This window comes from Leptospira noguchii serovar Panama str. CZ214 (genome assembly GCF_000306255.2).
In the GTDB taxonomy this organism is placed as follows: domain Bacteria; phylum Spirochaetota; class Leptospiria; order Leptospirales; family Leptospiraceae; genus Leptospira; species Leptospira noguchii.
The window spans coordinates 67,016-89,423 of sequence record NZ_AKWY02000016.1; the positions used below are offsets into that span (position 1 = coordinate 67,016).

The 22,408-nt window shown below is 34.1% G+C and carries 15 protein-coding genes and 1 pseudogene; 7 read left to right on the top strand and 9 right to left on the bottom strand.

Annotation, left to right across the window (positions count from 1 at the left end):
* Positions 1–388: 388 nt before the first annotated feature.
* Positions 389–664 (bottom strand): RNA recognition motif domain-containing protein, encoded by a 276-nt coding sequence (locus tag LEP1GSC059_RS06605; protein ID WP_002152104.1) that lies wholly within the window; start codon positions 662–664, stop codon positions 389–391.
* 47 nt (positions 665–711) lie between these two features.
* On the opposite strand from LEP1GSC059_RS06605, the pseudogene LEP1GSC059_RS24625 reads away from it, so the two are divergent.
* Both LEP1GSC059_RS24625 and LEP1GSC059_RS06615 read left to right on the top strand, forming a co-directional pair.
* Positions 712–966 (top strand): annotated as a pseudogene (locus tag LEP1GSC059_RS24625) (hypothetical protein).
* Between the two features lie 950 nt (positions 967–1,916).
* Positions 1,917–3,512, top strand: a complete 1,596-nt coding sequence (locus tag LEP1GSC059_RS06615; protein WP_017214171.1) for a BTAD domain-containing putative transcriptional regulator — start codon at positions 1,917–1,919, stop codon at positions 3,510–3,512.
* Positions 3,513–3,828: 316 nt separating this feature from the next.
* Here the strand turns inward: LEP1GSC059_RS06615 and LEP1GSC059_RS06620 are convergent, their stop codons facing one another.
* The 3 genes from LEP1GSC059_RS06620 to LEP1GSC059_RS06630 all read right to left on the bottom strand — a co-directional run bounded on the left by LEP1GSC059_RS06620 (position 3,829) and on the right by LEP1GSC059_RS06630 (position 5,921).
* The gene (locus LEP1GSC059_RS06620; protein ID WP_002177026.1) at positions 3,829–4,098 is read right to left on the bottom strand and encodes a hypothetical protein; all 270 of its coding nucleotides are present in this window, start codon (positions 4,096–4,098) and stop codon (positions 3,829–3,831) included.
* Between the two features lie 130 nt (positions 4,099–4,228).
* The gene (locus tag LEP1GSC059_RS06625) at positions 4,229–4,966 is read right to left on the bottom strand and encodes a hypothetical protein (RefSeq protein ID WP_017214172.1); all 738 of its coding nucleotides are present in this window, start codon (positions 4,964–4,966) and stop codon (positions 4,229–4,231) included.
* Between the two features lie 46 nt (positions 4,967–5,012).
* Positions 5,013–5,921 carry an early set domain-containing protein gene (locus LEP1GSC059_RS06630; protein ID WP_020980502.1) on the bottom strand — a complete coding sequence of 303 codons (909 nt, stop codon included), beginning with the start codon at positions 5,919–5,921 and terminating at the stop codon, positions 5,013–5,015.
* Positions 5,922–6,073: 152 nt separating this feature from the next.
* On the opposite strand from LEP1GSC059_RS06630, the gene LEP1GSC059_RS06635 reads away from it, so the two are divergent.
* Positions 6,074–9,592 carry a tetratricopeptide repeat protein gene (locus LEP1GSC059_RS06635; RefSeq protein ID WP_017214174.1) on the top strand — a complete coding sequence of 1,173 codons (3,519 nt, stop codon included), beginning with the start codon at positions 6,074–6,076 and terminating at the stop codon, positions 9,590–9,592.
* 1,170 nt (positions 9,593–10,762) lie between these two features.
* Here LEP1GSC059_RS06635 and LEP1GSC059_RS06640 read toward each other — a convergent pair.
* Positions 10,763–11,299, bottom strand: a complete 537-nt coding sequence (locus tag LEP1GSC059_RS06640; RefSeq protein WP_017214175.1) for a hypothetical protein — start codon at positions 11,297–11,299, stop codon at positions 10,763–10,765.
* A gap of 215 nt (positions 11,300–11,514) precedes the next feature.
* Here LEP1GSC059_RS06640 and serA point away from each other — a divergent pair, with 215 nt between their 5' ends.
* Both serA and LEP1GSC059_RS06650 read left to right on the top strand, forming a co-directional pair.
* Positions 11,515–12,738, top strand: a complete 1,224-nt coding sequence (gene serA / locus LEP1GSC059_RS06645; RefSeq protein WP_017214176.1) for a phosphoglycerate dehydrogenase — start codon at positions 11,515–11,517, stop codon at positions 12,736–12,738.
* 157 nt (positions 12,739–12,895) lie between these two features.
* The gene (locus LEP1GSC059_RS06650; RefSeq protein WP_036025533.1) at positions 12,896–13,201 is read left to right on the top strand and encodes a hypothetical protein; all 306 of its coding nucleotides are present in this window, start codon (positions 12,896–12,898) and stop codon (positions 13,199–13,201) included.
* Between the two features lie 350 nt (positions 13,202–13,551).
* Here the strand turns inward: LEP1GSC059_RS06650 and LEP1GSC059_RS06655 are convergent, their stop codons facing one another.
* The 4 genes from LEP1GSC059_RS06655 to LEP1GSC059_RS06670 are packed head-to-tail and all read right to left on the bottom strand — an operon-like array spanning position 13,552 to position 19,821.
* The gene (locus LEP1GSC059_RS06655) at positions 13,552–14,667 is read right to left on the bottom strand and encodes a sensor histidine kinase (protein WP_017214178.1); all 1,116 of its coding nucleotides are present in this window, start codon (positions 14,665–14,667) and stop codon (positions 13,552–13,554) included.
* Positions 14,668–14,681: 14 nt separating this feature from the next.
* A complete protein-coding gene (locus tag LEP1GSC059_RS06660; RefSeq protein ID WP_020980481.1) occupies positions 14,682–18,299 on the bottom strand; it encodes a response regulator in 3,618 nt (1,205 codons plus the stop codon).
* Positions 18,300–18,301: 2 nt separating this feature from the next.
* On the bottom strand, positions 18,302–18,883 hold the full coding sequence (locus LEP1GSC059_RS06665) for a chemotaxis protein CheB (RefSeq protein WP_002177073.1): 582 nt from the start codon (positions 18,881–18,883) through the stop codon (positions 18,302–18,304).
* Between the two features lie 23 nt (positions 18,884–18,906).
* The gene (locus LEP1GSC059_RS06670; protein ID WP_017214179.1) at positions 18,907–19,821 is read right to left on the bottom strand and encodes a CheR family methyltransferase; all 915 of its coding nucleotides are present in this window, start codon (positions 19,819–19,821) and stop codon (positions 18,907–18,909) included.
* A 712-nt stretch (positions 19,822–20,533) separates the two neighbouring features.
* On the opposite strand from LEP1GSC059_RS06670, the gene LEP1GSC059_RS06675 reads away from it, so the two are divergent.
* Together LEP1GSC059_RS06675 and LEP1GSC059_RS06680 are read left to right on the top strand one after the other, a co-directional pair.
* Positions 20,534–21,283, top strand: coding sequence for a lysophospholipid acyltransferase family protein (locus LEP1GSC059_RS06675; protein ID WP_002177082.1), 750 nt, complete (start codon positions 20,534–20,536; stop codon positions 21,281–21,283).
* Positions 21,280–22,278: a patatin-like phospholipase family protein gene (locus LEP1GSC059_RS06680; RefSeq protein WP_002177058.1), complete on the top strand. Its 999-nt coding sequence runs from the start codon at positions 21,280–21,282 to the stop codon at positions 22,276–22,278. Before LEP1GSC059_RS06675 ends, LEP1GSC059_RS06680 begins: the two co-directional genes overlap by 4 nt.
* The last annotated feature ends 130 nt before the right edge of the window (positions 22,279–22,408 follow it).

The window sequence follows — 22,408 nt, forward strand, 5'->3', positions numbered from 1 at the left end:
CCTGGTGTTCGGGTAGATTACCAAATAATTAGAATTTCAATTTTTAAATTGTTCCTAAACGAATATGAATTCGTCTAAAAATAAGAGTTCCCACAATTTCAGGATTAAACTGTAAATCTCAGATTGTAAGAGTTCCCACAATTTCAGGATTAAACTGTAAATCTCAGATTGTAAGAGTTCCCACAATTTCAGGATTAAACTGTAAATCTCAGATTGTAAGAGTTCCTACAGTTTCAGAATTAAACTGCAACACTTAGTTCATATTTTAGAATGAACAAATAAAAGTGAAATGATTGGAATATAGAAAGCAAAATCTCAGCCCATTTCGACAATACAAACTTGCTTTCAGAAAAGGGAGAAAAACAACCGTCTTTCTCCCTTTAAAAGATCAATATCTAGATCTGGATTTTTCTGGAAAAGGCTTTTTGGGAAGAGCTTCGTTAACTTTAATTTCTCTTCCACGGATTTGAGTTCCGTTTAAGCCGTCAATTGCTGCATTTCCTTCATCTTTGTTCGCCATTTCCACAAATGCTAATCCCCGGGATTTGCCGGAAAGCTTATCAGTGATGATGCGTACAGAGGTTACTTCTCCAAAAGATTCAAATGCTTTACGGAGGTCGTCTTCGGTTGCCTGATAGGCGAGGTTGCCTATATAAATGTTCATGAGAAAGGGTCCTTACTAAAAATTACTGGCTCCTAAATTTCAATAGAATGCAAGGCGAGACCAATCAATCGGCGGGATTCGGAGAGAAATGACCTTTCCTGGTGCTCTATTATTTAAAAGTTCTCAACTGACCCGGGAAAAGGCAGCTTAAGATTCCAGTCGCGCTTACGGTAATCATAGTCAAAAAATTGTCAAGAAAATCTCATATTTTACGAATTGACTTTAGGAAAAACAGATTTAGATTTTTAGCCCTCATCAATACCGTAAAATCGGGTTATAACTTGAATACAAGGTGTTTCTAAACATAAGATTTTTGATTTTTACTAAATTTCTCCCATTTTTCTAATTTTTATTCCTAAATTTAGACTTATAAAAAATAAAACCAAAAAGATACAAAACAAAGAATTGCTCTCAATTTTTTTAAATTCGATTAAAATTGCATTAAGATCAAAAATCTGATCGTTTATAACAACATTCAAACTATGAAAGTTTTAATTTTATTCAGAAACTTTAGAATCGAATTATATCTCTCTACTTATTTCTAAAGAGAGAATAGGATCAAATTGAAAACAATAAAGTTGCTGAAAAATTAATTCTCCATTTGTTTCTGTTTTACGGAAATGGTCGATTGAAGCGGTTTTGTTAATCGCCATTTTTAACAACTCTATCCTTTCCCAAGATAAAAATACGAAAATGTCAAAACCCATTCTGAAAAGTTGAATCAATCTAACTTTTTTAGTTTATATAGCATTTAAAAAACTAAATCATTTCCAAAACTGGAAACACATTTCAATAAAAATTCACGATACTCAATTTTATAAAGATCAGTAATTTTAAATCTAGAAAAAATTTATGTTTTAGTTTAAAAACTTATTTAAACTATTTATTCAATAAATATAATATTTAAAAATTAGAATAACGGCTATTTAAAATCGAAAAAATTATTTTTCTTCAAAAATTAAAGAATGATTTTGAAAATTTTTTAACTCTTTCAATAAAAATTTTAGATCTACATCTTGTTAGGCGAAATACTTAAGTATATCCTATGACAAACCCTATCCAATTTTAAATCAAATTGGAATATTCTTTACATTTCAAAACGTTTTTTATTATTAATCCGTCTTTTTAAAAACTTATCAACATTTATAAACAATAATTCAACAAAAGAATTTTCGTTGATAAAAAATTCATCTACTTATATTCAAAAATGGACTTAGAAAGGCTACAAAGACATTAAAGGAATCGCAAAAAAATGGATATAACACTTTATCAAATCTCCTGTTACTTAGTGGCTACCGTGCTTACTTTTAAAACGTTTTATAATTTATTTTTATATTATAAAAACAGAAACCAAATACATTTATTACATTTTGCTTTTCTACAAATTGCTTACGATTTATATATTTTATTTTTTGCACAAACAATTAATACGGGAAATGTAGAAGAAGCATTGTTCTGGGAAAGATTAGAAAATGTTATACTTCCTATATTCGGAATCTCTTTAGTTCTATTCGTAAATTCCTATCTTAAGTTTTTTAGCACCGACTTCGTATATTTTTATATACTACTCAACTTGTTATTATCCGTGATCATTTTATTCGATTTCAATTCGTACCATATTGGACTTACTCACGAAAAAAATTTTTCTTCTCTCGGAATTGTAATCTATGAAACCGACCAACCAGCTCTAGTTCATTATTTATATATTTCTGGAATCCTAATAATTGTTTGGATTTTATTTAAAGTTATTACTCAATTCATTCATAAATCATTTAAAAATTTATTTTTATCTATAACACTCACACTGTTTTGTATAAATACACTCTTAGACATTTTAGTAGCAATCAATTTAGTTTCATTGCCCTATACTTCTCATTTTAGTTTTTTAATTTTCTCTTTCTCCATAGATTTATTTTTACAATCAAATCAATTCGGAAAAAAATCTAAAGAAGAACCCAAACAAATTTTGAGCTCACCTAAAAGATTAGCCGTCTTTTCTTTTTCACCCAAAATAAAAACGATAGAATGTGAAAATAAAAAAGAAAAAATTCATCAGATCAAAACCAATTCTCCACCTTCCGAAAAAAATCTTTTTTTTATACGTACTCTCGGCAATTTAGAATTAGAAAGAGGAGGAATTAAAATTCCTCAAAAGGAAATCTCTACTAAAAAGAAAATGTTGAAACTTGTTAAAATTCTTCTCATTCGTTTTGAAAAAGGAATTCATAGGGAAGAGTTGCTTGAATTACTTTGGCCTGAAATGTCTGAAAAAAAAGCGCTCAATAGTTTGCACGCTCTCTGTTTTCGTTTGAGAAAAATTATCGGAAATTCAGAAGCACTCGTTTTTTTGGAAGACCGTTTATTTTTTAGACAAGATTTAGTTCAGACAGACTTTCAACTTTTCGAAAAACACTACAAAGTAGGAACAAAATCTATACGCAAAGGAGATGTTGAATCAGCGATTCAAGAATTTCGTTATGCAAGAGATTTTTACAGAGGCGTTTTTTTTGAATTCGATCTTTATTTTCCGGAATCGGAAATTAGAAGAGAGTATATTCGAAAAAGCTTAATCGAAATCTTCAGATTTTTATGTGAAAAAGATTCGGAGAAAAATGAAATCGAAAAACTTTTAGACGACTCCACGAGTTGGATCCATCTAGACGACTTGGATGAAAGAGCTTGGAGATTCCATTTTGAAGCCCTTTTTCAATTGAATCGCAAAAACGAAGCTTTGCGTAAATATCAAGAATTTAAAAAATCTCTGAAAAAAGAATTAGATGTTGAGCCGGAATCTGCAACGTTCAGTTTAATCGAAAAAATCCGTTCTGAAGAAGTAAGTCGTGTTTAAAAACTTTAGTCTTTCTAAAAATGTGGGAACTACACAAAAATTGAATCACATTTTAGAATTGCTCGAAAGTTCACAAATTCCTAAATGCGACTTAATTTGTAGAAACTACTTCAGTTTATTAAAAATTTATAAAGAATTATCGCGTAAAATTCTTTGAGGTTTGGAGACTAACTCTTAATCAAAAGAACTATAAAATAGAGTACCAAAAATCTGTCATTAAACTAGATTTGTTTCAAAATCTTAAATACTCTATTTTATAAGGTCAATAACGTAGCTTTTAAAAAGTTTTCAATTCCGATTCATTATTGAAATTGATTCAACGTTTTTTCCATTTATTTTTTCTAAGTTCTTTCCAATTTTTATTTCGATCTCTCGAATAACCTTTATCATCCCAATGAGTCGGAAGCATTCGGTAAGATCGTTTACTTCTGGGTCTAATTTTAATCCACGATCTGCCTTCTAATTCCCAATCGATATCGAAAGTTTTTCTGAGTTCATTTGTAGTCTGAACTTTTTGAAAATAAGACAGACGATAACCAAATTTGGTTCGCCAAGGGAACTGTAATTTTTTAAAATTAATATACATCACTAACTTCTCCAAAATGAAGTTAGTGATTATTAAATTCCTTTTTCATAATATACTGCCTATACCTTATTTTTACACTTTACAAATTGAAAACCATTTTTTAATAAATATGGTTTTGTAAAAACAATTTTCAGGGTCGTTCTACAAGAGTTCCTCTTCCACTTCGAATATCATAAATATAGAATGTAATTTCTGGTAGTTTCACAGTCACAGATTTTTTCTTTTTAGATTCTTCCTTTTCTTCTTCCAAAGAAACAATCATCACCAATCTTTCTTTACCGGGAGACGTGAGAAATTTTTCCAAAGAATATTTTTTAGGCAAAATACCTACAAGATTTGTATTCACTGGATTGTAGACAAAAACCTGTTTTCTATCTTTTTGATTTAAAAATCCGTCCTTATTCGTGTCCTCAGTCATTCCGATCAAAATTAGATTTTTTCCAGTGGAAATCCCAGATGCCAAAACAGAATCCAATTCTGATTCTTCCGTAGTTTCACCTACAACATCCGCACCGGTAAAATAATCCCAAATATAAACGTTTCGATGAAACAATTTACGTGGATTTCCAGATTCCAAATCGACTACGGTTAAATTTCTTGCGTGATTCAGAGTTTTTCTATGACCTGCTACAGTTTCTCTAGAAAGTTCAAATGGATAAAAAAGATAACGTTCCCAAAGAACCACGGAATGATTGAGTAGGTCCCCACTTCTATCTGCAGGAGTCATCAAAGGTTCTTCTTTAGAAGAACCGGGCTCAACTAACTCAACCCCTCTGTCTAAAATAAACCAACTTTTAGAAAGTGTAAAAACTAAAATTCCGACTATAACAATTCCAAATGTGTAAACTCCTAGTCGGATTTTTTCCATGAGTAGAAAAAAGCCCGGGAAAAGATCAGGTCAATGAAAAAATAGACTATTTTCTCTCCAAAGCATACGAACGTTCTGGCACAGTCAGATAAGAAGAAATTTCACCCGTATCTTCCCTAAGTCTTGTGTTTTGATTGAACGTATCTAAAATGATCTTTCCATCTTGTACAAAGTTATAGAGATAATTTCCAGGTTTCATTTTTTTAATGAGAGTAAATATTTCCTTTTCCTTTTTTAAAATGTCTTCCTCTGGATCCCAATGATTGAAGTCTCCCACAAGAGCAACCACCTCCGCATCCGGAGCGTAAATTCTAAATTCTACAGTTCTATATTCCAACTCCTCATAGGGAGAATCTTCCAAAATCCGAGTGGTCACCAATTTATTTGGTCCGCTTGGAATCGCAATCAACTTAGAAACCAAAGAGCCGTCTCCGTCTTCCACCGAATCGGAGTTAGACGGATCATGGGTAAATAATCCGTCCACCCTAAATTTATATTCTAATATTTTGAGTTCTTCCCGAATCGTATCCCTACTCTCCGGATCAAATACAGTATAAAAAACTCCGTGATCGTTTTTTTTCAAAGGAATACATCTCCAGAGAGAGAAATTTCCACAAACGGAAACTTCTTCGTTTTCGATTCCTTCAAAAGTAAATAAAATCCCTCGGTTAAGAAGTTTTCCAGTTTCCAAGGTTAAAGAAGAATCTATATAACGAATGTATCTAGGAGCCACCGCTCTTTTCAATTTTTCCATCTGCCAGTAATAATAAATTTTTTCTTTTTCTACTGGTTCCAAAAAATCTTCGTAGTCTTCCGATGAAAAGGAACCGATCCAATTTCCTGCATCGTCGGCACCGATGGCTACACTGATCGTTAGAAGTAATACTAATAAAATTTTTATCTTAGGGATGAATTTCATTCTGAATAGAAGTTCGATCAGTTTTCTAAAAAGCATAAGGCAAATCCGAAATCGGTTCGTAAGAAATGGAATAGAGTCTAAATTATACATAAAAAAAATTTTTAGTTCGAATCGAGTTTATGCGTTCTAGAGATAGTTTTTTCCTTGGAGAATTGAAAAGCCTACCGATATAATCTAACAGAAATATCATGGCTGAGGCGAATTCTACCCCATTGAGCGAAGCTGAATTAGAGCAAGTTCGTTCTATTCTACAGCCTTTATCTAAAAATCCGGACATTTCGGAAGAACTCAATCCGATGCTTTCCGTATTCCGTCAAAAAATGGGATACGGGACTCAGGTATCCTCTCACGACGACGAAGAGATAGAAGAAGAAACAGAAACTACAGAAGAATCTAACTCTGACTTTGAGGAGGAAGAATTCGCTGAATCTAAAAGCCCTCAAAGACCTCCCACTAAAGTTTTTGAAGACGACGATATAGATTTAGACGAACTCTTAGCAGAACCAGGACAAGCCCCTGAGTCTCCTCCGGCGGCCGACGATTTTTCTTTTGAAGAAGAAACACCAAACACAGACTCAGTAGACCCATTTACAGATTTTGGAATGGATTCTGAAGATTCGTTGGATCTGCCCGAAATTCCTCCTACAAGCAGCTCCGATGATTTTTCTTTTGAAGAAGAAACAACTACAGACGCATCCGATCCGTTTGCGGGTTTAACAGAATCAACACCTGGTGAAGACCCATTTAGCGGAACTGATTTTAGTTCGGAACCAATGGATGATTTTTCTTCAACACCAACTGCTGACTCAGATCCGTTTGCAGATTCGTTCACTTCGGTTCCAGACACTTCCGATCCGTTTGCAGATATGGGAGGTTCAGGAGAAGACGATTTCGGACTTTCCGGGTCAGAGCCTGGTGACGAGGTTATGTCTTCCGAGCCACCTCCGGCCGACGATGATTTTTTCAGTCAACCAATGGACTCTGAACCTCCTCCGACAGATCCGTTTGCAGACTTTGGTGATTTAGGTTCTCCGGCACAAGACCCTTTTTCGGATCTTTCGGCCACGGTTTCGGAAGATCCATTTGCCGACTTTGTTGAAGAAGACACGTTATCCGACATCACTCCGGACGCAGATACATCCTTTGACACCTTCAGCCCTAATCTAGAATCGGATACTTTCGATTCCGGAAGTTCTTTCGGTCTGGAAGCGGACTTACAAGGACTTGCTAACGAAGAAAAAGAAGAAATAGATAAAGGACTCAAAGACGAAGAACTCGCAATCATTCAAAAAGAAATTCTAAGATACCCTCCTACACTTCGTCGGGCGGTGATAGACGCAATCGTTCAAGATAAACTCACTCCTAGGGATCAAAAAGGTCTTTTAGAATTAATTAAGATCGAAAGCTCAGCCCAAGAAATAGCGGACTTCCTCTCTGGTGCTTTAGGAGAATCAGTTTCAGTTTCCCAAAGAATGAGCGGGTTTTCCAAAGACGGAGTCCCGATCATTTCTACGGATCCTATTTATACAAAAGAAGGACTTCAAAGACAGAAAAAATTAATACGAAGAACGATTTTAGGAATCGCCGCCGCCATCTTTATTGTAGTAGGTGGAACCTTATTTTATAGAAATTTTATCGTTCCCAACCAAGCGGCGCAATACTACGATCAGGGTCTAACTCTAATTCGAGAAGCCGGCGCCTATCCTAAAAATAGCGAAACTAGAAAGAGAAAATTTTTCGAAGCGGAAGAATCTTTCGCCAGAGGCGAAAACATTCTACCAAATCATCTCAAATATCTGAATCTATACGGAATCGAATACACACGAGTTGAAGAATACGATCGCGCTTTTGAAAAATTATTCGGCAAGGTAAGTCCCGATTTTGGAGCGGGAGAAGGAGAACCTTCTTCCAACTCTTGGGATAAAAGAGAAAAAGTACCGATCATCACACTTGCCAAAGGGCAATTTTGGGACAACGGTAAACTTCCAATCGCCGGTAAAGTTGGAAATGAAAATCGTATGATTTTAGTCGCCCAAGATGGAATTCAAAGAAAAATTCTGAAAGCGGGCGCGTATATCGTAATGCGTTTGGAAAAACAAACTCACGACAATCCTACGTATAAAAATTTGGGAAGATTTTATTCTTCCATTATGCCTTCGTTCACCGAATCTTCGTTAGGTGGTGGAAAGTATAAAAATGATCAATTAGCAATTAATTTTTATAAACAAGTTTATACAGACGGAAACGAACCTTACGACGAAGAATCTACCGCCGGAATTGCAAAAATTTTTTACAACCGAAGAGAATTCGGTAAAGCCGCATCCTTTTATAATAAAATCGTAGAAATAGATCCGTCGAGCCCGATGGGACAAGGTGGTCTTCTTTCCACTTATATAGAAATGTGGAAAGAAGACGGAAATCCTCAGTTCGTAATCAATCATCACAGACAGATCAAAAACAATCTAGAAATAGAGAAAAAACTTTCTCTTCATGTTCTTTCTAAACTCGCTTCTTTTTACACGGACCTGAACAAAAAAGAATTAAGAATTCGTTATAATATCAATCCGATAGATCAGGTTTCTGGAATGGAAGTCAACGACAACGCTTTCGAAATTTTGAATCTGATCTATCATAAAACGGAAAAAGATCCTGTCACCGGAACAAAAATCGAAGGTTCTAATTACGCGGAAGGATATTATCAAAGAGGAAGATATTTTGCTTCGATCAAAGAATCGATCCAAGCCAGAAGATTTTTTGAAAAAGCGGCTACACTCGATCCAGCACATTATTTAGCTTCTATGGAACTTGGAGAAAACGCAATTCGTCTGGCTAACTTCGGAGAGGCGGATAAATTATTGAACGAATCTCTCAAACGTTTTGAAAATTTTAAACAAAGTTACGGTACAAGAGAAGAAGACGAAACTTTGATCCAAGGAAACATAGGCCGTATCTATTTTGATAAAGCAAGAATTCAGTATTTATCCGCAGCAGGAATCCACGAAAAAGATAAGATCACAGAATTTCCGGGCCGTAAAATTTATCCGTTCCGAGCAAGGGCCGAGATGGATACGATCACTAAAACCAGATCTATGGAACTTAAAAATTCTTTGGAAGGTTTTTCTAAAGCGGAATCGGTTCAAACCGACGAAAACGAATATACTCTGATTCGTAGATGGAGAACCCCTCTTCCTCTCGATATTCAAAAAGAACTTCGTTATTTCAAAGGTTGGGTAAATTATATGAACGGAGACTTTGTGGCTTCTTTAAACGAATGGTCCGGTTTTGAAGACGAAGAAGAATACAACCATTCCACTTTACTCATGGGTAAAGCAAATGCCTTTTTTTATACCGGTCAATACAAGGCGAGCTTAGGAAACTATCTTAAAGTTGAAGACGACATGGAAGAAAAACTTTTGAATATGGGTCTTCCTAAACCAGACGATCCGTATCACCAAGAGGTATATCAAACATTAGTTGCTGCTTACAATAACATTGGCGCCGTTTATGAAAAACAAGGAAACACTTCAGAAGCTCTAAAACACTATTGGAAAGCTATTGAAACTGCAAGAAAAATCAATGAAGTCTCCGAAATTGCAATGTCAAACAAGGATCTTATGTTTAAAAAAGAAGCCATCGGACAAGATCCTCTTTTGGAAGACTGGTTATCTCCTACATTAGACAGCGTTAAAAAATTGACAAAAGAATGAGAGTTGTTTCTTAATAATCTTCAAGTTCTTTAAAATTAAATTTCAAAAAAAATCTTATATAACTTAAAACGAATTTGTTACTAAATCCGTATTTCTAAAAACCTTAAGTATTGAAAAAATTCAAGATTTTGTATATACTATCTTTTTAATAAGAAAATTTTCGAGTAAGTTTTTTTGGACTGTAGATCGTTTTAAATTTTCTGTAAAAAACTTATGAAATCAACGAAAAACTTCATAAAAATCCTAACGCGAATTTCGGTTTATACGTGAAACGAAGAAGAATATTTTAAATCATTCAATCGAATAATTTTTATCGATAAGAATTTGATTACTAATAACTATATAATAAAGTACCTAATATTTTGCATGGGATCAGTAGTTTGTGATAAAATTAACAGTACTCAATTTGATAGAGATCAGTAAGACTTTATTTGTTTTTTTGAATCTAAACATAATATTTTTATAATATTATTACATTTTCAATTTTATTACAAATGAAGTTGTTGAATAATTTCCAGTTCGGATCAACGAAATTGTTTCTATGAAATAGAAATTTGTGGGGAATTAATTTTTCAACAACTCTAATCTAACGTGAATTTGACGTAAGAAAATCTGGGCGAATAAAAAATCCAATGCTGTTCTCTATATCATAACCAACCCCACAAGTTGATAGGAATTTAGAATCAAAATTGAACTCAGCAAAAACCTTTCCTGAACTCAGCGTCTCGCTTCTACGGTCGCTCAACAGGTCGCGTTGGAAACTAAAGCACAACACTCTCTATGAATCGCGTTGTAGGCTCAAAAACACACATTTTTCAAGTGTTCCGACAAGAATGAGTATTTTTACTTGCAAAAAGTATGTTTTTCTGATAGAGAAAAGTCTTCCGAACTTCTCCACCTCCGCCCCCACCCAAAACGTGGGAAAACTCAGCAGAACGCTCTCTATGGATCGCGTTCTAGGATGGGAACTCAGTTTTACAGAGGATTTGTCGTAATTCCCACAGATTTAATATTGAGATCCAAATACTTGTGGATAAGGTTATGTCTCTCTATGGATCGCAGCATAATAATAATCGCTTTTGCATCAGCTACTGAACTCACGTTAATGTAAAATCTAGAGTTTATCGAACCGATCCCAATTCAAAAACATAAAACCGAGATCAAAAAACTCTATGGATTTAGAATATTCAATTTTGATTGAGTATTCAACTGTTCCTTAAGAGTTTTTAATAACAATTGAAATTTTGCCGTTTCTGCGTGAGAAAGATTTTGGTTTGTCGTTTTTTCTCGGGAAGAAAAACTAAATATGATTTCTTTGGTTTGCAAAATTTTATCTGCGACCTCCGCCGAAACAGTAGAAGAAATCTTTACAGAATCTGAATATTCGGTTCCTACCTTTCTTAGATTGAACCAAGTTCCATCTAATCTTAAAGAAACTCCAATCGGAAAACTGACCTCGAAAGAACTGAGATAATAGTCCAAAAAAATCGTCTTTTCGGAATTTAGATTTTTAAAAACGCCTCTAAAATTCAGAGACTTAGAATCTCCCTCGGAACAAAAAAAATGAAATCCATAACAAAACGATTCCGAATGGAACACTACTTGTTCCAGAGCAGGCTCTGGAGTATAACGAATTAGATCCCTGGAACAACCGATCCCAGCAAACAAACCAAAACTAAAAAGAAGAAATAAAAGTTGAATCTTCAAAAGTTCCCTCTAAAAAATTTTTCCCAGTTTTTTAGAAATGCTTTGGATTTGAAAGAAAATTCCACTTGAATTTATACATTTGTTTTAAATCGGTTTAAATCTTTCATTTGGATTTTTTGAATCGATCGCCAAAGAACGAATATTCGAATGGAGTGAAAACCAAAAACAAAAATTCAATTTTCAGAGAATCACGCTCTTGAAACCCTGGTAGGCAAATGATTTCATTTCCAAAAGATAAAATTCAAGTTCTACTTTTAGAAAACGTCCACCAAGATGCGTTTGATATGTTTCAAAAAGACGGATTTAACGTACGTCTTCTTCCCGCCGCCTTTTCAGAAAAAGAACTTCTAAACGAAATCGAAAATATTCACGTTTTAGGAATTAGAAGTAAAACCAATATCACTCCTGCTGTTTTAGAAAAAGCCAAAAGGCTTTTAACGATCGGTTGTTTTTGTATCGGAACGAATCAAGTGGATATAGACGAAGCAGAAAAAAAAGGAATTCCTGTTTTTAATGCTCCCTATTCTAACACTCGTTCCGTAGCGGAACTAGTAATTTCAGAAATTATCATGTTAGCCAGAAGAGTTCCGGATCATATTCGAAATACTCACTCAGGTATTTGGAATAAAATTTCCAAAAATTGTTTCGAGGTTCGAGGTAAGACAATCGGAATCGTGGGTTACGGTCATATTGGAAGTCAGGTTTCGGTCCTTGCAGAAGCAATGGGAATGAAAGTGATCTACTACGACATTCAAACGGTTCTTCCTCTTGGAAACGCAACTCCAGTTTCTAGTTATGAGGAACTTTTAAAAAATTCGGACTTTATTTCTTTTCACGTCCCCGAAACTCCACAAACGATGAATCTTTATGGTAAGAAAGAAATAGAAATCACTAAAAAAGGCTCTTATATGATCAATCTTTCCAGAGGAAAGGTAGTAGATCTGGAAGCTCTTGCAAAAGCGATTCAATCGGGTCATATCGCTGGAGCGGGAATAGACGTTTTTCCGGAAGAACCCGAATCCAACAACGATCCTTTTCTGACTCCTATGCAGAACCTTCCAAACGTAATTTTGACTCCTCATATAGGCGGTAGTACCGAAGAAGCTCAAAGAAACATAGGCTCGGAAGTGGCTAGCAAACTTTTGAAATTCATAAACAATGGCTCCACTACATTTTCTGTAAATTTTCCTAATTTAGAAATTACTCCATTGCCTGTAGGTCAGTATAGAATTTTGAACGTCCACAAAAACCAACCAGGTTTTTTAAAAGATATTAACTCCATGGTATCTGCAATCGGCGCCAATATCAGCTCTCAACATTTAGGAACCAGCGCAGAAATCGGTTATCTTTCAATGGTAATCGATAAATCCGTAGGAAACGAACTTAAGGAAAAAATCGAAAAACATCCTTTTTCGATCAAAACTAGGATTCTTTACTAAAAGTCCGCCAAAAGCCTTCTTTAAGCAAATTGCCTTTACACAAAACAATTTGTTGTAATAAAAACATAATAAAAATTTAATATATAAAATACAGAATAGATACGAATTTTTTGAATTTTGCTTGATCGTTTTGATAAAAGGTACTCAAAATTGGGCCATGCATTATAACAGAATCCCGAGCACTGTGACCGTTTATTGGAGCAAACTGGCAGATCAAAGCCTTCGAATTGCTGAAAATATTTTAAAAGGACTACTTCATAGAACGGATTTTCCTATTGAACCGGGTACCGTTTTAGAACTTAAGCTCGGAACCATCAGCCTTTCCGGAGGAATTCAAATTCCGGTAAAAGTAATTCGTTGTGAAAAAATTTCAGAAGCTGAATACGATCTTTATCTGAATTATACGGAAAGAGATTTTAACAAAATTCAAGAAATTGAAGATTTGATTCGAGATCTTTCTTGAGATCTATTTTATAAAACAGTATCAAGCTGAGTCGTTTTATTTGAATTTTTTAGTTATAAAATTATAATATTTACAATCTTCCCATTTTTTCTATCATATTTAAAAGTTTTCCTTATTGTCTTTAAACATTGCGAGTTTAATGAAATAGATTTGTTTTATAAAACCTAATTTTTCCGCAAAAAATAAAATGTGGGAACTACCACAAAATTTCGAAATTATCGTTTCTGACCGTTAATTGCCAAAATGTGGGAACTCTTATTTTTTAGAACTTCTATAATCCAATCAAATGATTGCAGTTTTGCGACCATTGTAAAAATTAGCCATGTAATTTCGACACCAGCTATTACACATTATATAGGTAAGGAGAAAAAAAATGTTGCACCACAGTCCAACTCTCCTTCGGCCCAAACTTTTCCTCCGTGACGCAGAACGATTCTTTGGACGATCGCCAGTCCGATTCCGATCCCTTCAAATTCACTGTTCTCATGTAATCTTTGAAACACTCCAAACAATTTATTCACATACTGCATATTAAAACCGGCACCGTTATCTTTTACGTAATACGTAATTTCTTTTTCACTTTTAGACGAGCCTATCTCTACTTTAGGATTTTCTTTTTTAGAAGAATATTTAATCGCGTTAGATATAAGATTAATCAATACCTGTTTGAGCAACTCAGCGTCTCCCATAATCGAAGGAAGTTTTTTTATTTCTAAACTCGGCTTTCCATTTTTCAAATCCTCTTGAAATTCTTGTAGAATCATATTTACTAGTTGGTTCATATCGATCGGCTTTTTATTCATATCTTTTTTTCCTAACTTAGATAAAAGTAAAAGACTATCGATTAAATTACTCATCTTCAAAGAATTATCTATGATTAAACCTAAAACCCTTTTTCCCTCCCCGTCAAATTTTTCTTCATAATCTTCTTTTAATATCTTTGTGTAACCCCTTATAGCCCTCAAAGGGGCTTTTAAATCATGAGAGACTGAATAAGTAAAAGCGTCTAGTTCTTTGTTTGAATATTCTAATTCCAAATTTTTCTGTTTCAAACTCTCGTTTAATTCGTGTAATGCGGTATCTTGAAGATGTTTATCAATAAAAAACTGAACCTTATCAATCAATATTTCTGGTTGAAACGGTTTTGTGATAAAGCCAAATGCTCCTTTTTCATATCCCTTAAACACATTCAAGTTATCCGTATAAACTGCAGATATAAAAATAAACGGTAAGTTCGCCGTTTTGTTTTCTTCACGTATGATTCCCGCCAATTCGTACCCATCCATCTCCGGCATTTGTATGTCCAACAGGGCCAGAGCAAATTCATGACGTAAAATCGCCTTTAAGGCTTCGTTTCCACTCAAAGCCTTGACTAATTCCACTTCTAAATCCTTCAACACAACTTCTAGGGCGATCAGGTTTTCAGGCTTATCGTCTACGATTAGTATTTTCGGTTTTGACTTCATAATCTTTTAACCTTCTACTTACTTAACCAAACCCTCATCAAAGAAAACAATCGTTCTACATCAACCGGCTTGGATATATAATCATTTGCACCTGCCTCTATACATTTTTTTCGATCGTCTTGCATCGCTTTCGCGGTCAACGCGATAATTGTAAGATTTTTATATTTTGAAACTTCTCGGATCTTTTTCATTGTTTCGTACCCGTCCATCTCTGGCATCATTATATCCATAAGAACTAAATCTACGTCTTCGTTCTTAGAAAGTAATTCTAAAGCGCTATTTCCGTCCTCCGCCTTTAAAACGTTCATTCCTTTTTCACTTAGTATTTTAGATAAAGCGAAAACGTTTCTCATGTCGTCGTCAACCAAAAGTATTTTCTTTTGAAATAAAATAGAATCCTTATCATATAAGTTATTTATAATATTTTGTTTCGATTCCGGAAGACTATCAATCATCCTATGAAGAAATAATGCGGTTTCGTCTAACAACCTTTCTTCGGATTTGATACCTTTGATAATGATACTTTCAGAATATTTCTGAAGTTCTTTATCTTCTTCTTTTGTAAGTTCTTTACCCGTATAAATGACGATAGGTGGTATCTGCTCCTTCTTGATCTTTTCCATTTCTTGAATCAGATCAAAACCATTCATGTCGGGAAGCCCTATATCCAAAACGATACAATCAAAATGATTTTCTGAGTAAACTCGAAGAGCTTCTTTACCGGAATCCGCTTCAAAACATTTTACGTCTCCGTTTCCAATCAACTTGAGCATCATCTTTCTCGAATTTAAATCATCTTCTATAATCAAAAGATTTTTCATTTTTCTGTTGATGAAATTTTCAATCCGATTAAACGCCTCGTCTAATTCCTTTTTATGGACTGGTTTTCTAATACACTCAACTGCACCTCCTCGAATGAGTTCAATAGAATATTCATTTGCGGAAACTATGTGAACCGGAATATGCCTAACGGATTGATCCGCCTTTAATTCATTTAATACGGTTTGCCCTTTCATTCCAGGTAGATCCAAATCAAGAATGATCGCGTGAGGTTTATACTTTCGAGTAAGAATCAATCCGTCTTCTCCGGTTGCAGCGGAAATACATTTGAATCCTTTTTCGTTTGCTTGTTTAATCAATATGGAAGCAAATTTTAAATCGTCTTCTATAACCAAAAGAACCTTATCATTCTCTCCGATTTGATTTCTATCGTCCTGTAAAGTTGGATAATTGATAAATTTGTTTTGGATAGAATCAACCGAGTTAGGAACAACTTCGTTTTCTTTTTCCGAAATTGGAATTTCGTTGGTTTCAATTGGAAGTGATAAAGAAAACGTAGAACCTTGGTTCACTTTACTCTTAAGAAAAATTTCTCCTCCTAGTAGTTTGGCAAGTTCTCTCGAAATAGATAAACCGAGTCCCGTTCCGCCATATTTTCTACTAGTACTTCCATCCGCTTGTTGAAACGCTTCAAAAATTGCTGAATGTTTTTCTTCTGGAATGCCAATTCCAGAATCAATCACCGAAAAAAGAATTTGATTTTTATTTTGCTTTTTAATCTCGAGTTGAACCTTTCCTCGTTTTGTAAATTTTAACGCGTTAGAGATTAAGTTTTTTAGAATTTGATTTAATCTTTGTGAATCAGTTCGAATTATTTCCGGCAGATCATCGTCAAAAATCAATTCTAAATCTAACTTTTTCTCTGTAGCCTGTAGTTTAAACGTGCTCATCAATTCTTTTGCGAATTTTCTCAAAGCCACTCTTTCTACATTAACCGACATTTTACCGGATTCTACTTTAGATAAATCTAATACATCGTTAATCAAAATCAATAGATCATGACCGCTTTTATAAATAATGTTTGCACTTTCTACTTGATCCTCGGAAAGATTTTTTCTTTTATTGTCTGCTAAATCCTTTGAAAGAATCAAAAGACTATTTAAAGGAGTTCTGAGTTCATGAGACATGTTCGCCAAAAACTCAGACTTATACTTACCCGAAAGTTCCAATTGTTTCGTTTTTTGTTCTATATCATTTTTTGCTAATTCTACTTCCTTATTTTTCATTTCCAAGATATGTGTTTGTTCTTCCAATTCTTCATTAGAAACTTTTAATTCTTCCTGTTGTTGTCTTAAAACTTGAGTTTGCTCCTCCAATTCCTCGTTCATCTGTCTCAATTCTTCCTGCTGAGCCTGAAGTTCCTCGCTCTGTATACGTGTTTGTTCCAAAAGCTCCTGGATTTTTCTTCTGGCTCTGGCGGAATTAAAACTGATTCCTATACTTTGAACGGAAGATTCTATAAATTCAATTTCAGAAGAAGAAAAAGAATCCAATTTTCCCAACTCTATTACACCTTGTGTTTTTCCTTCGAATACAAAAGGAACAAGTAATATTTGTCTTGGCTTTGTATCAAGTATTCCAGATAAGATGCGAAGAGATCCTTCTTCTACATCCGTTAAAAAGATTTTTTTTTGTTCAGCTGCAACCTGTCCGATCAAACCTTCGTTGAGTGCAAACTTTTCGGAAGACCGATCCTTAGAAATAAAACCGTATTTTCCGAAAACAGATAAACTACATTCAGAATCGTCGCAAAGATAAATTGCTCCTACGTTCGCATTCAGATAATTAGATAAAAAGGTAATTACATCTTTTGCAAGTAATGATTCGGTCTTATCCCCTCTTAATTTTTCGTTGAGAAAATTTTGACCATTTGCCATCCAATTGTGTTTTTCATTTTCCTGAGTTTTTTTTCTAAGAGAGGAAGTCATCATACGCAGAGAATTTCCTAAAACGTCCTTCTCCGATTTAGGAACAAAGTCTACGAAATAATTTCCGGAAGCTACGTTATTCGCGTTATCCGTTATTTCCTTAAAACTTTCTCGAATTTTATTTAAGAATTGATAAATCGGTTGAAGTTCATCTTTATAGGCTTCCACAAACGGAACGTCTGAAAATTCTCTATTTGCAATTTTTTCGGCTTCTTGAGAAATAAATTGAATTCTATTGCCTATCGTTCTGATGATCCAATAAGAAACTGCAATTTCTATAAACAAACTTACTAAAATAAACAAAATAAAAAAAAGAAATGTCAGATAGTATTTTCTTTCATTTTCTTTTTTATCGGATTGCATGTTTTCTTCGCTTTTTTTAATCAGATAACTTAACGTTTTAATAATAGAGTCTCGTATCGTAAGACCTTTACGGATCGAGATTTCAAACGCTCTGCCTTTGTTATTTTCCAAGGAAAGAGAAACGATTTGAGCCAAATCCGATTTATACGTGACCCACAAAGATATAAAGTCTTGAAGTGTTTCTGATCCTTTACCTTCCGTGTAACTTTGTAATTCGATCGTATTTTGATCTACTGAATCCACCGCCTTATAAATTCGATCTCTGTAATAGACCATCTTTATAGGGTCCCTTTCTATAATGATATTTTTTTCGTGACGAGAAGCTTCTAAAACACCGATCAAAATTTCGTGAGATAAATTTACTTTTTTCGCAGATACGTCTACGATCCGTTTTAATCTGTCGTTGGAATCGGAAACCATATCTAAAACAAATAAAACACTGATCAACAACATACCTAGAATGATAGAAAATCCTACGATCAGTTTTCCTCGAATGGTCATATTTATCTTTGCTCCAAATTATTTTGGTCCAGTCTTATCAATAGTTCAGCGATCTTCTCTAAAGAAAGTATGTAATCCACAGATGTGGCTTCGATAGCGGACCGAGGCATTAAAACAATCTCCGCGGTTAAAGGATCTTGAACAACCGCCAGACCACCATTTTCTTTAATTTTTTTTAAACCTTGTGCACCGTCAGAATTGGCACCAGTCAATATAACTCCGATTAGTTTATCTCCATATACTTCAGAAGCAGTTTCAAATAAAACATCAATGGAAGGTCTTGAAAAATTCACTCGTTCTCCTATGGAAAAAGAAAATGTCCGATCTTTTTCAATCAATAAATGGTAGTTAGGCGGCGCCACATATATTATACCCGATTTTATTTCCTCTTTTTCCTCTGCTTCTTTGATTTTGATATCGCATAATTTTTCCAAAATTCGAAACCATTCTCCATCAGAACGCGCTCCTATATGTTGAACGATTACAATAGGAATTTCAAACCGAGCGGGCAAAATCGGTAATATGGTTTTCATTGCATTTAAACCTCCAGCGGAAGTCCCTATTACGATCGCTTCGTAACTCATACGAATTTTATAATATACAAATCCTAGTATTTTTTCTTATATATTTTTTGTTTTGAATCTAAAGACTCATATTTTTCTGTTAATCCACCATAAGAAATCCCTTCTTTAGAGCCTAAACAAAGGATACCTCCTTTTACGAGACTTTCTAAAAAAAGATGATGTACTTTGTTTTGTAGTTCTCTCTTAAAATAAATCAAAACGTTTCTACAAAAAACCAGATTTGCCTCTGCAAAAACTCGATCCGTTACTAAATTATGATGAGCCCATACTATATTTTTTCTCAACGTTTGATTCATAATTACCATTTCACCGTCAGAAGTATAATAGTCTGAAAAAAAACCATTCCCACCAGATAGCTGATAATTGATCGTATATTCCTTCATACTTCGATTTCTAAAAATTCCGTCCCTCGCCACTTTCAAAGCTTGCTCGTTAAAATCCGTAGCATAAAGAATCGATCTTTCATACAACCCTTCTTCTTTTAAAAGAATCGCCATTGAATACGCTTCTTCTCCCGTCGAACAACCAGCGTGCCAAATTTTCACAAAAGGGTAGGTTTTTAAAATGGGAATTACCTTCTTTCTCAAACATATATAAAAATCTGGATCACGAAACATTTCCGTAACAGTGATCGATAAGTCCTGCAATAACTTAGAAGCAAAAGTTTTATCTTGTAAAACCTGCGTCTGCATTTCAGCAATACTGTTAAAACCGGAAAGAGTAAGTCTACTGATAAGCCTTCTTCGTATATGAGCCTCAGAATATTGTCTGAAATCATAACCGTATTTTTCAAAGATGACCTCCAGAAGAAGATTAATTTCAGTATCTTGAATATCCCTAGATTTCATAAAAGGTTCTTTCGATTTAAAAGATTGATCACTTTCTAAATCGGAATAGAACTTATGCCTCTTTTTATTAAAAAGAGTATCTTCTGACATAAAAATTTGCCTTCAAAAAAATCGGGCCAGATTTCTCTAAAAAGAAACCGCTTAATTGAATCGCCAAAACGTATTTTAATCAACAATTTATTTCAATTTGATTTAATTTTTAAGAAGTTTCGTTTTTGAGAATATAAATTAAATTCTCAATTAGTTATATGATAATTTTCTCATCTATAATCTTTTGTGTTGTATAATAAAACATCCAAAACTATATGTTAATTCAAATTTCGTCCTATTCTTTTCTATAAGAATCAGTAAAACAATATTCACAAACTTGAATTTTAAAAAATAATAGACGAATCTTTAAAGTAATAAGAACTCAATTTTAAGTCTAAATCTTAAAATCTTTTTCTAAATTCAAACTGCACATTATACGTTTTTTATAAAAAACAGATCGTCTAAAAAATAAAATTCGTCTTAAAATTTATACGATCAAAAACGGCTACAATAAAAATCTTTGATATGGCAAATACACATCTAAACGCTTGAACTAGAGCAACTTTTAATTTCATCTAAATCATTGTGTATGTTTTGGAAACGATCGTAAATTTACTTTTGATTTTTTAATCGTTTCAAGTATTTGTATGAAATAGACAACGATTTAAGACTCAACTACGTAATTGACACTTTCATAACTTTTCGTTCTTCGGCAAAAAGAAGTTCTTTTTTTTGCAACCACTTCCATTTATTTTGACTCAGACAAATCAATATGAATCCAAAAACTAGGACCAAAGAACAAAATCAATCTGGCAAGAAATACGACTCCACTGAACCGAGAATACATCCTGGCAGTTCTCTTAGGGTAAAAAAAATTTTACGTTGGTTCGGAAGAATCTACGGAAGTCTATTTTATAAAACCGAAGTGATCGGATTGGAAAACGTTCCTAAAGAAGGAACCGTTTTAGTTTTAGTGAAACACCAGAGAAACGACGACATTCCCCTTGGACTTGCCAAAGGTTTGTATAAAGCACGCTGGGATATATGGGCGATCATGAAAGACTCCATGGCAGCGCCTATATTTTTCAATTTCTTTTTAAAATGTGGTGGAATCCCACTCAATCGATTAGAGCCGCGTAAAAGTAAAAGGGATCTACTTTTTGCAAGAAAAGTATTATATAATGGTAATATGCTCGTCATTTTTCCGGAGCAAACTACGGTTCCCTATAAAATGGGAAAAGGAAGACCTGGGGCGTTTCGTTTTATCGTGGGAAAACCACAGTTCCCTCTTCCGGTTTTATGTTTAGGATTGGACTATCGTCCAAGAGGTTTTTTACGTAGAACATCTCTTACAATTCGAATCGGAGAATTAAAATACTTAAATCCAGACAAAGATCCAGAAGAATTTTTACACGAACGTATGCACGAAATTGCAAGTCTTACAAATCTCATCTATCCATTTGAATTTAAAAAATCTAAATTAGAAAATTTTGAAGAATCCGAGGTCGAATCCTTAGTATGAAAATTCCAATAGCCAAAGGTAGCAAACGAGCCCTTCTTGTCGAAGGTGGTGGTATGAAAGGAGCTTTCGCAGGAGGAGCATTACATTCTTTGCATACGATTGTATCTCCAAAACATTTTGATTTAGTAGTTGCGGTATCCTCCGGTGCTTGTTCCGCCGCGTATTATGTTACCATGCCAAAACCGGAACCGGAAAAAAGCCTCAAAACTTTAGCAATTTGGTACATAGAACTCGCCGGAAGAAAACTCATATCTCCATTTCATCCTTTTTTAGGAAAAACTTTTTTAGATCAAGAGTATCTTGTAGACGACTTGTTTGGACAAAAGTATCCTTTGGCTGCAGAAAATTTTGAAAAGTTCGGTTTACCAGAATTGAGAATCGCAGTCAGTAATTTACAAACGAGAACGATCGAATACGTACGCGCTACTTCTTCCAATATATTCGATCTTTTGAAAGCGGCAACTTCTCTTCCTATCGCAACCAGAGGAAAACACAAAGTAGACGGAAAATTATATACTGACGCGGCAGTTCTCAATCCGCTTCCTCTTGAAGATTTGATAGAAGCAGGATATAAAGACATTACAGTAGTTTTAAATTCTCCCGTGGAAAGAATTTCTCCTCCGTTTAGTATGTTGACTAGTATTTTATCTTTTCCAAAAGACTGGAAAATGGCAAAACTAATGAACAGATGGCATCATCATCATTTTAACTTAGCGAGAGCAGTAGCACAAAAACCTCCCAAAGGTGTACGAATTCATACGATTTCTCCTGAAAATCCTCTTCCAGTAAGTTTAGTTACTACAAATGCAAGTAAACTAAAAGAGGCAGTAAATCTAGGAGTTTCCAGAGGAGAAGAAATTGGAAAATTGTTATTAAAACTTTTTACAAAGAATCAAAACTCAAAAAAGGACTCTCTCACTGGATCGATCTCAAAACAGACTAAAAATTCTATTTCAATAAAGAAATCTAGTTCTAAGAGAAAAAAATTAAAATAAACTTTTGTGCCTTTAAGGGTTTATAGGATAAATAAGTTTCAAAACTTTATGAGCGTTTTTGTAAATAGTTGAGTTTATTATGATAAACGATTTTACGTAGATTCGATATTAAATAGAAAAAAACAGAATA

Bases quoted from the DNA above. Each gene is read 5' to 3' on its own strand.
- LEP1GSC059_RS06605 (WP_002152104.1), bottom strand. From the start codon at position 664: ATGAACATTTATATAGGCAACCTCGCCTATCAGGCAACCGAAGACGAC.
- LEP1GSC059_RS06615 (WP_017214171.1), top strand. From the start codon at position 1,917: ATGGATATAACACTTTATCAAATCTCCTGTTACTTAGTGGCTACCGTG.
- LEP1GSC059_RS06620 (WP_002177026.1), bottom strand. From the start codon at position 4,098: ATGTATATTAATTTTAAAAAATTACAGTTCCCTTGGCGAACCAAATTT.
- LEP1GSC059_RS06625 (WP_017214172.1), bottom strand. From the start codon at position 4,966: ATGGAAAAAATCCGACTAGGAGTTTACACATTTGGAATTGTTATAGTC.
- LEP1GSC059_RS06630 (WP_020980502.1), bottom strand. From the start codon at position 5,921: ATGCTTTTTAGAAAACTGATCGAACTTCTATTCAGAATGAAATTCATC.
- LEP1GSC059_RS06635 (WP_017214174.1), top strand. From the start codon at position 6,074: ATGGCTGAGGCGAATTCTACCCCATTGAGCGAAGCTGAATTAGAGCAA.
- serA (WP_017214176.1), top strand. From the start codon at position 11,515: ATGATTTCATTTCCAAAAGATAAAATTCAAGTTCTACTTTTAGAAAAC.
- LEP1GSC059_RS06650 (WP_036025533.1), top strand. From the start codon at position 12,896: ATGCATTATAACAGAATCCCGAGCACTGTGACCGTTTATTGGAGCAAA.
- LEP1GSC059_RS06655 (WP_017214178.1), bottom strand. From the start codon at position 14,667: ATGAAGTCAAAACCGAAAATACTAATCGTAGACGATAAGCCTGAAAAC.
- LEP1GSC059_RS06660 (WP_020980481.1), bottom strand. From the start codon at position 18,299: ATGACCATTCGAGGAAAACTGATCGTAGGATTTTCTATCATTCTAGGT.
- LEP1GSC059_RS06665 (WP_002177073.1), bottom strand. From the start codon at position 18,883: ATGAGTTACGAAGCGATCGTAATAGGGACTTCCGCTGGAGGTTTAAAT.
- LEP1GSC059_RS06670 (WP_017214179.1), bottom strand. From the start codon at position 19,821: ATGTCAGAAGATACTCTTTTTAATAAAAAGAGGCATAAGTTCTATTCC.
- LEP1GSC059_RS06675 (WP_002177082.1), top strand. From the start codon at position 20,534: ATGAATCCAAAAACTAGGACCAAAGAACAAAATCAATCTGGCAAGAAA.
- LEP1GSC059_RS06680 (WP_002177058.1), top strand. From the start codon at position 21,280: ATGAAAATTCCAATAGCCAAAGGTAGCAAACGAGCCCTTCTTGTCGAA.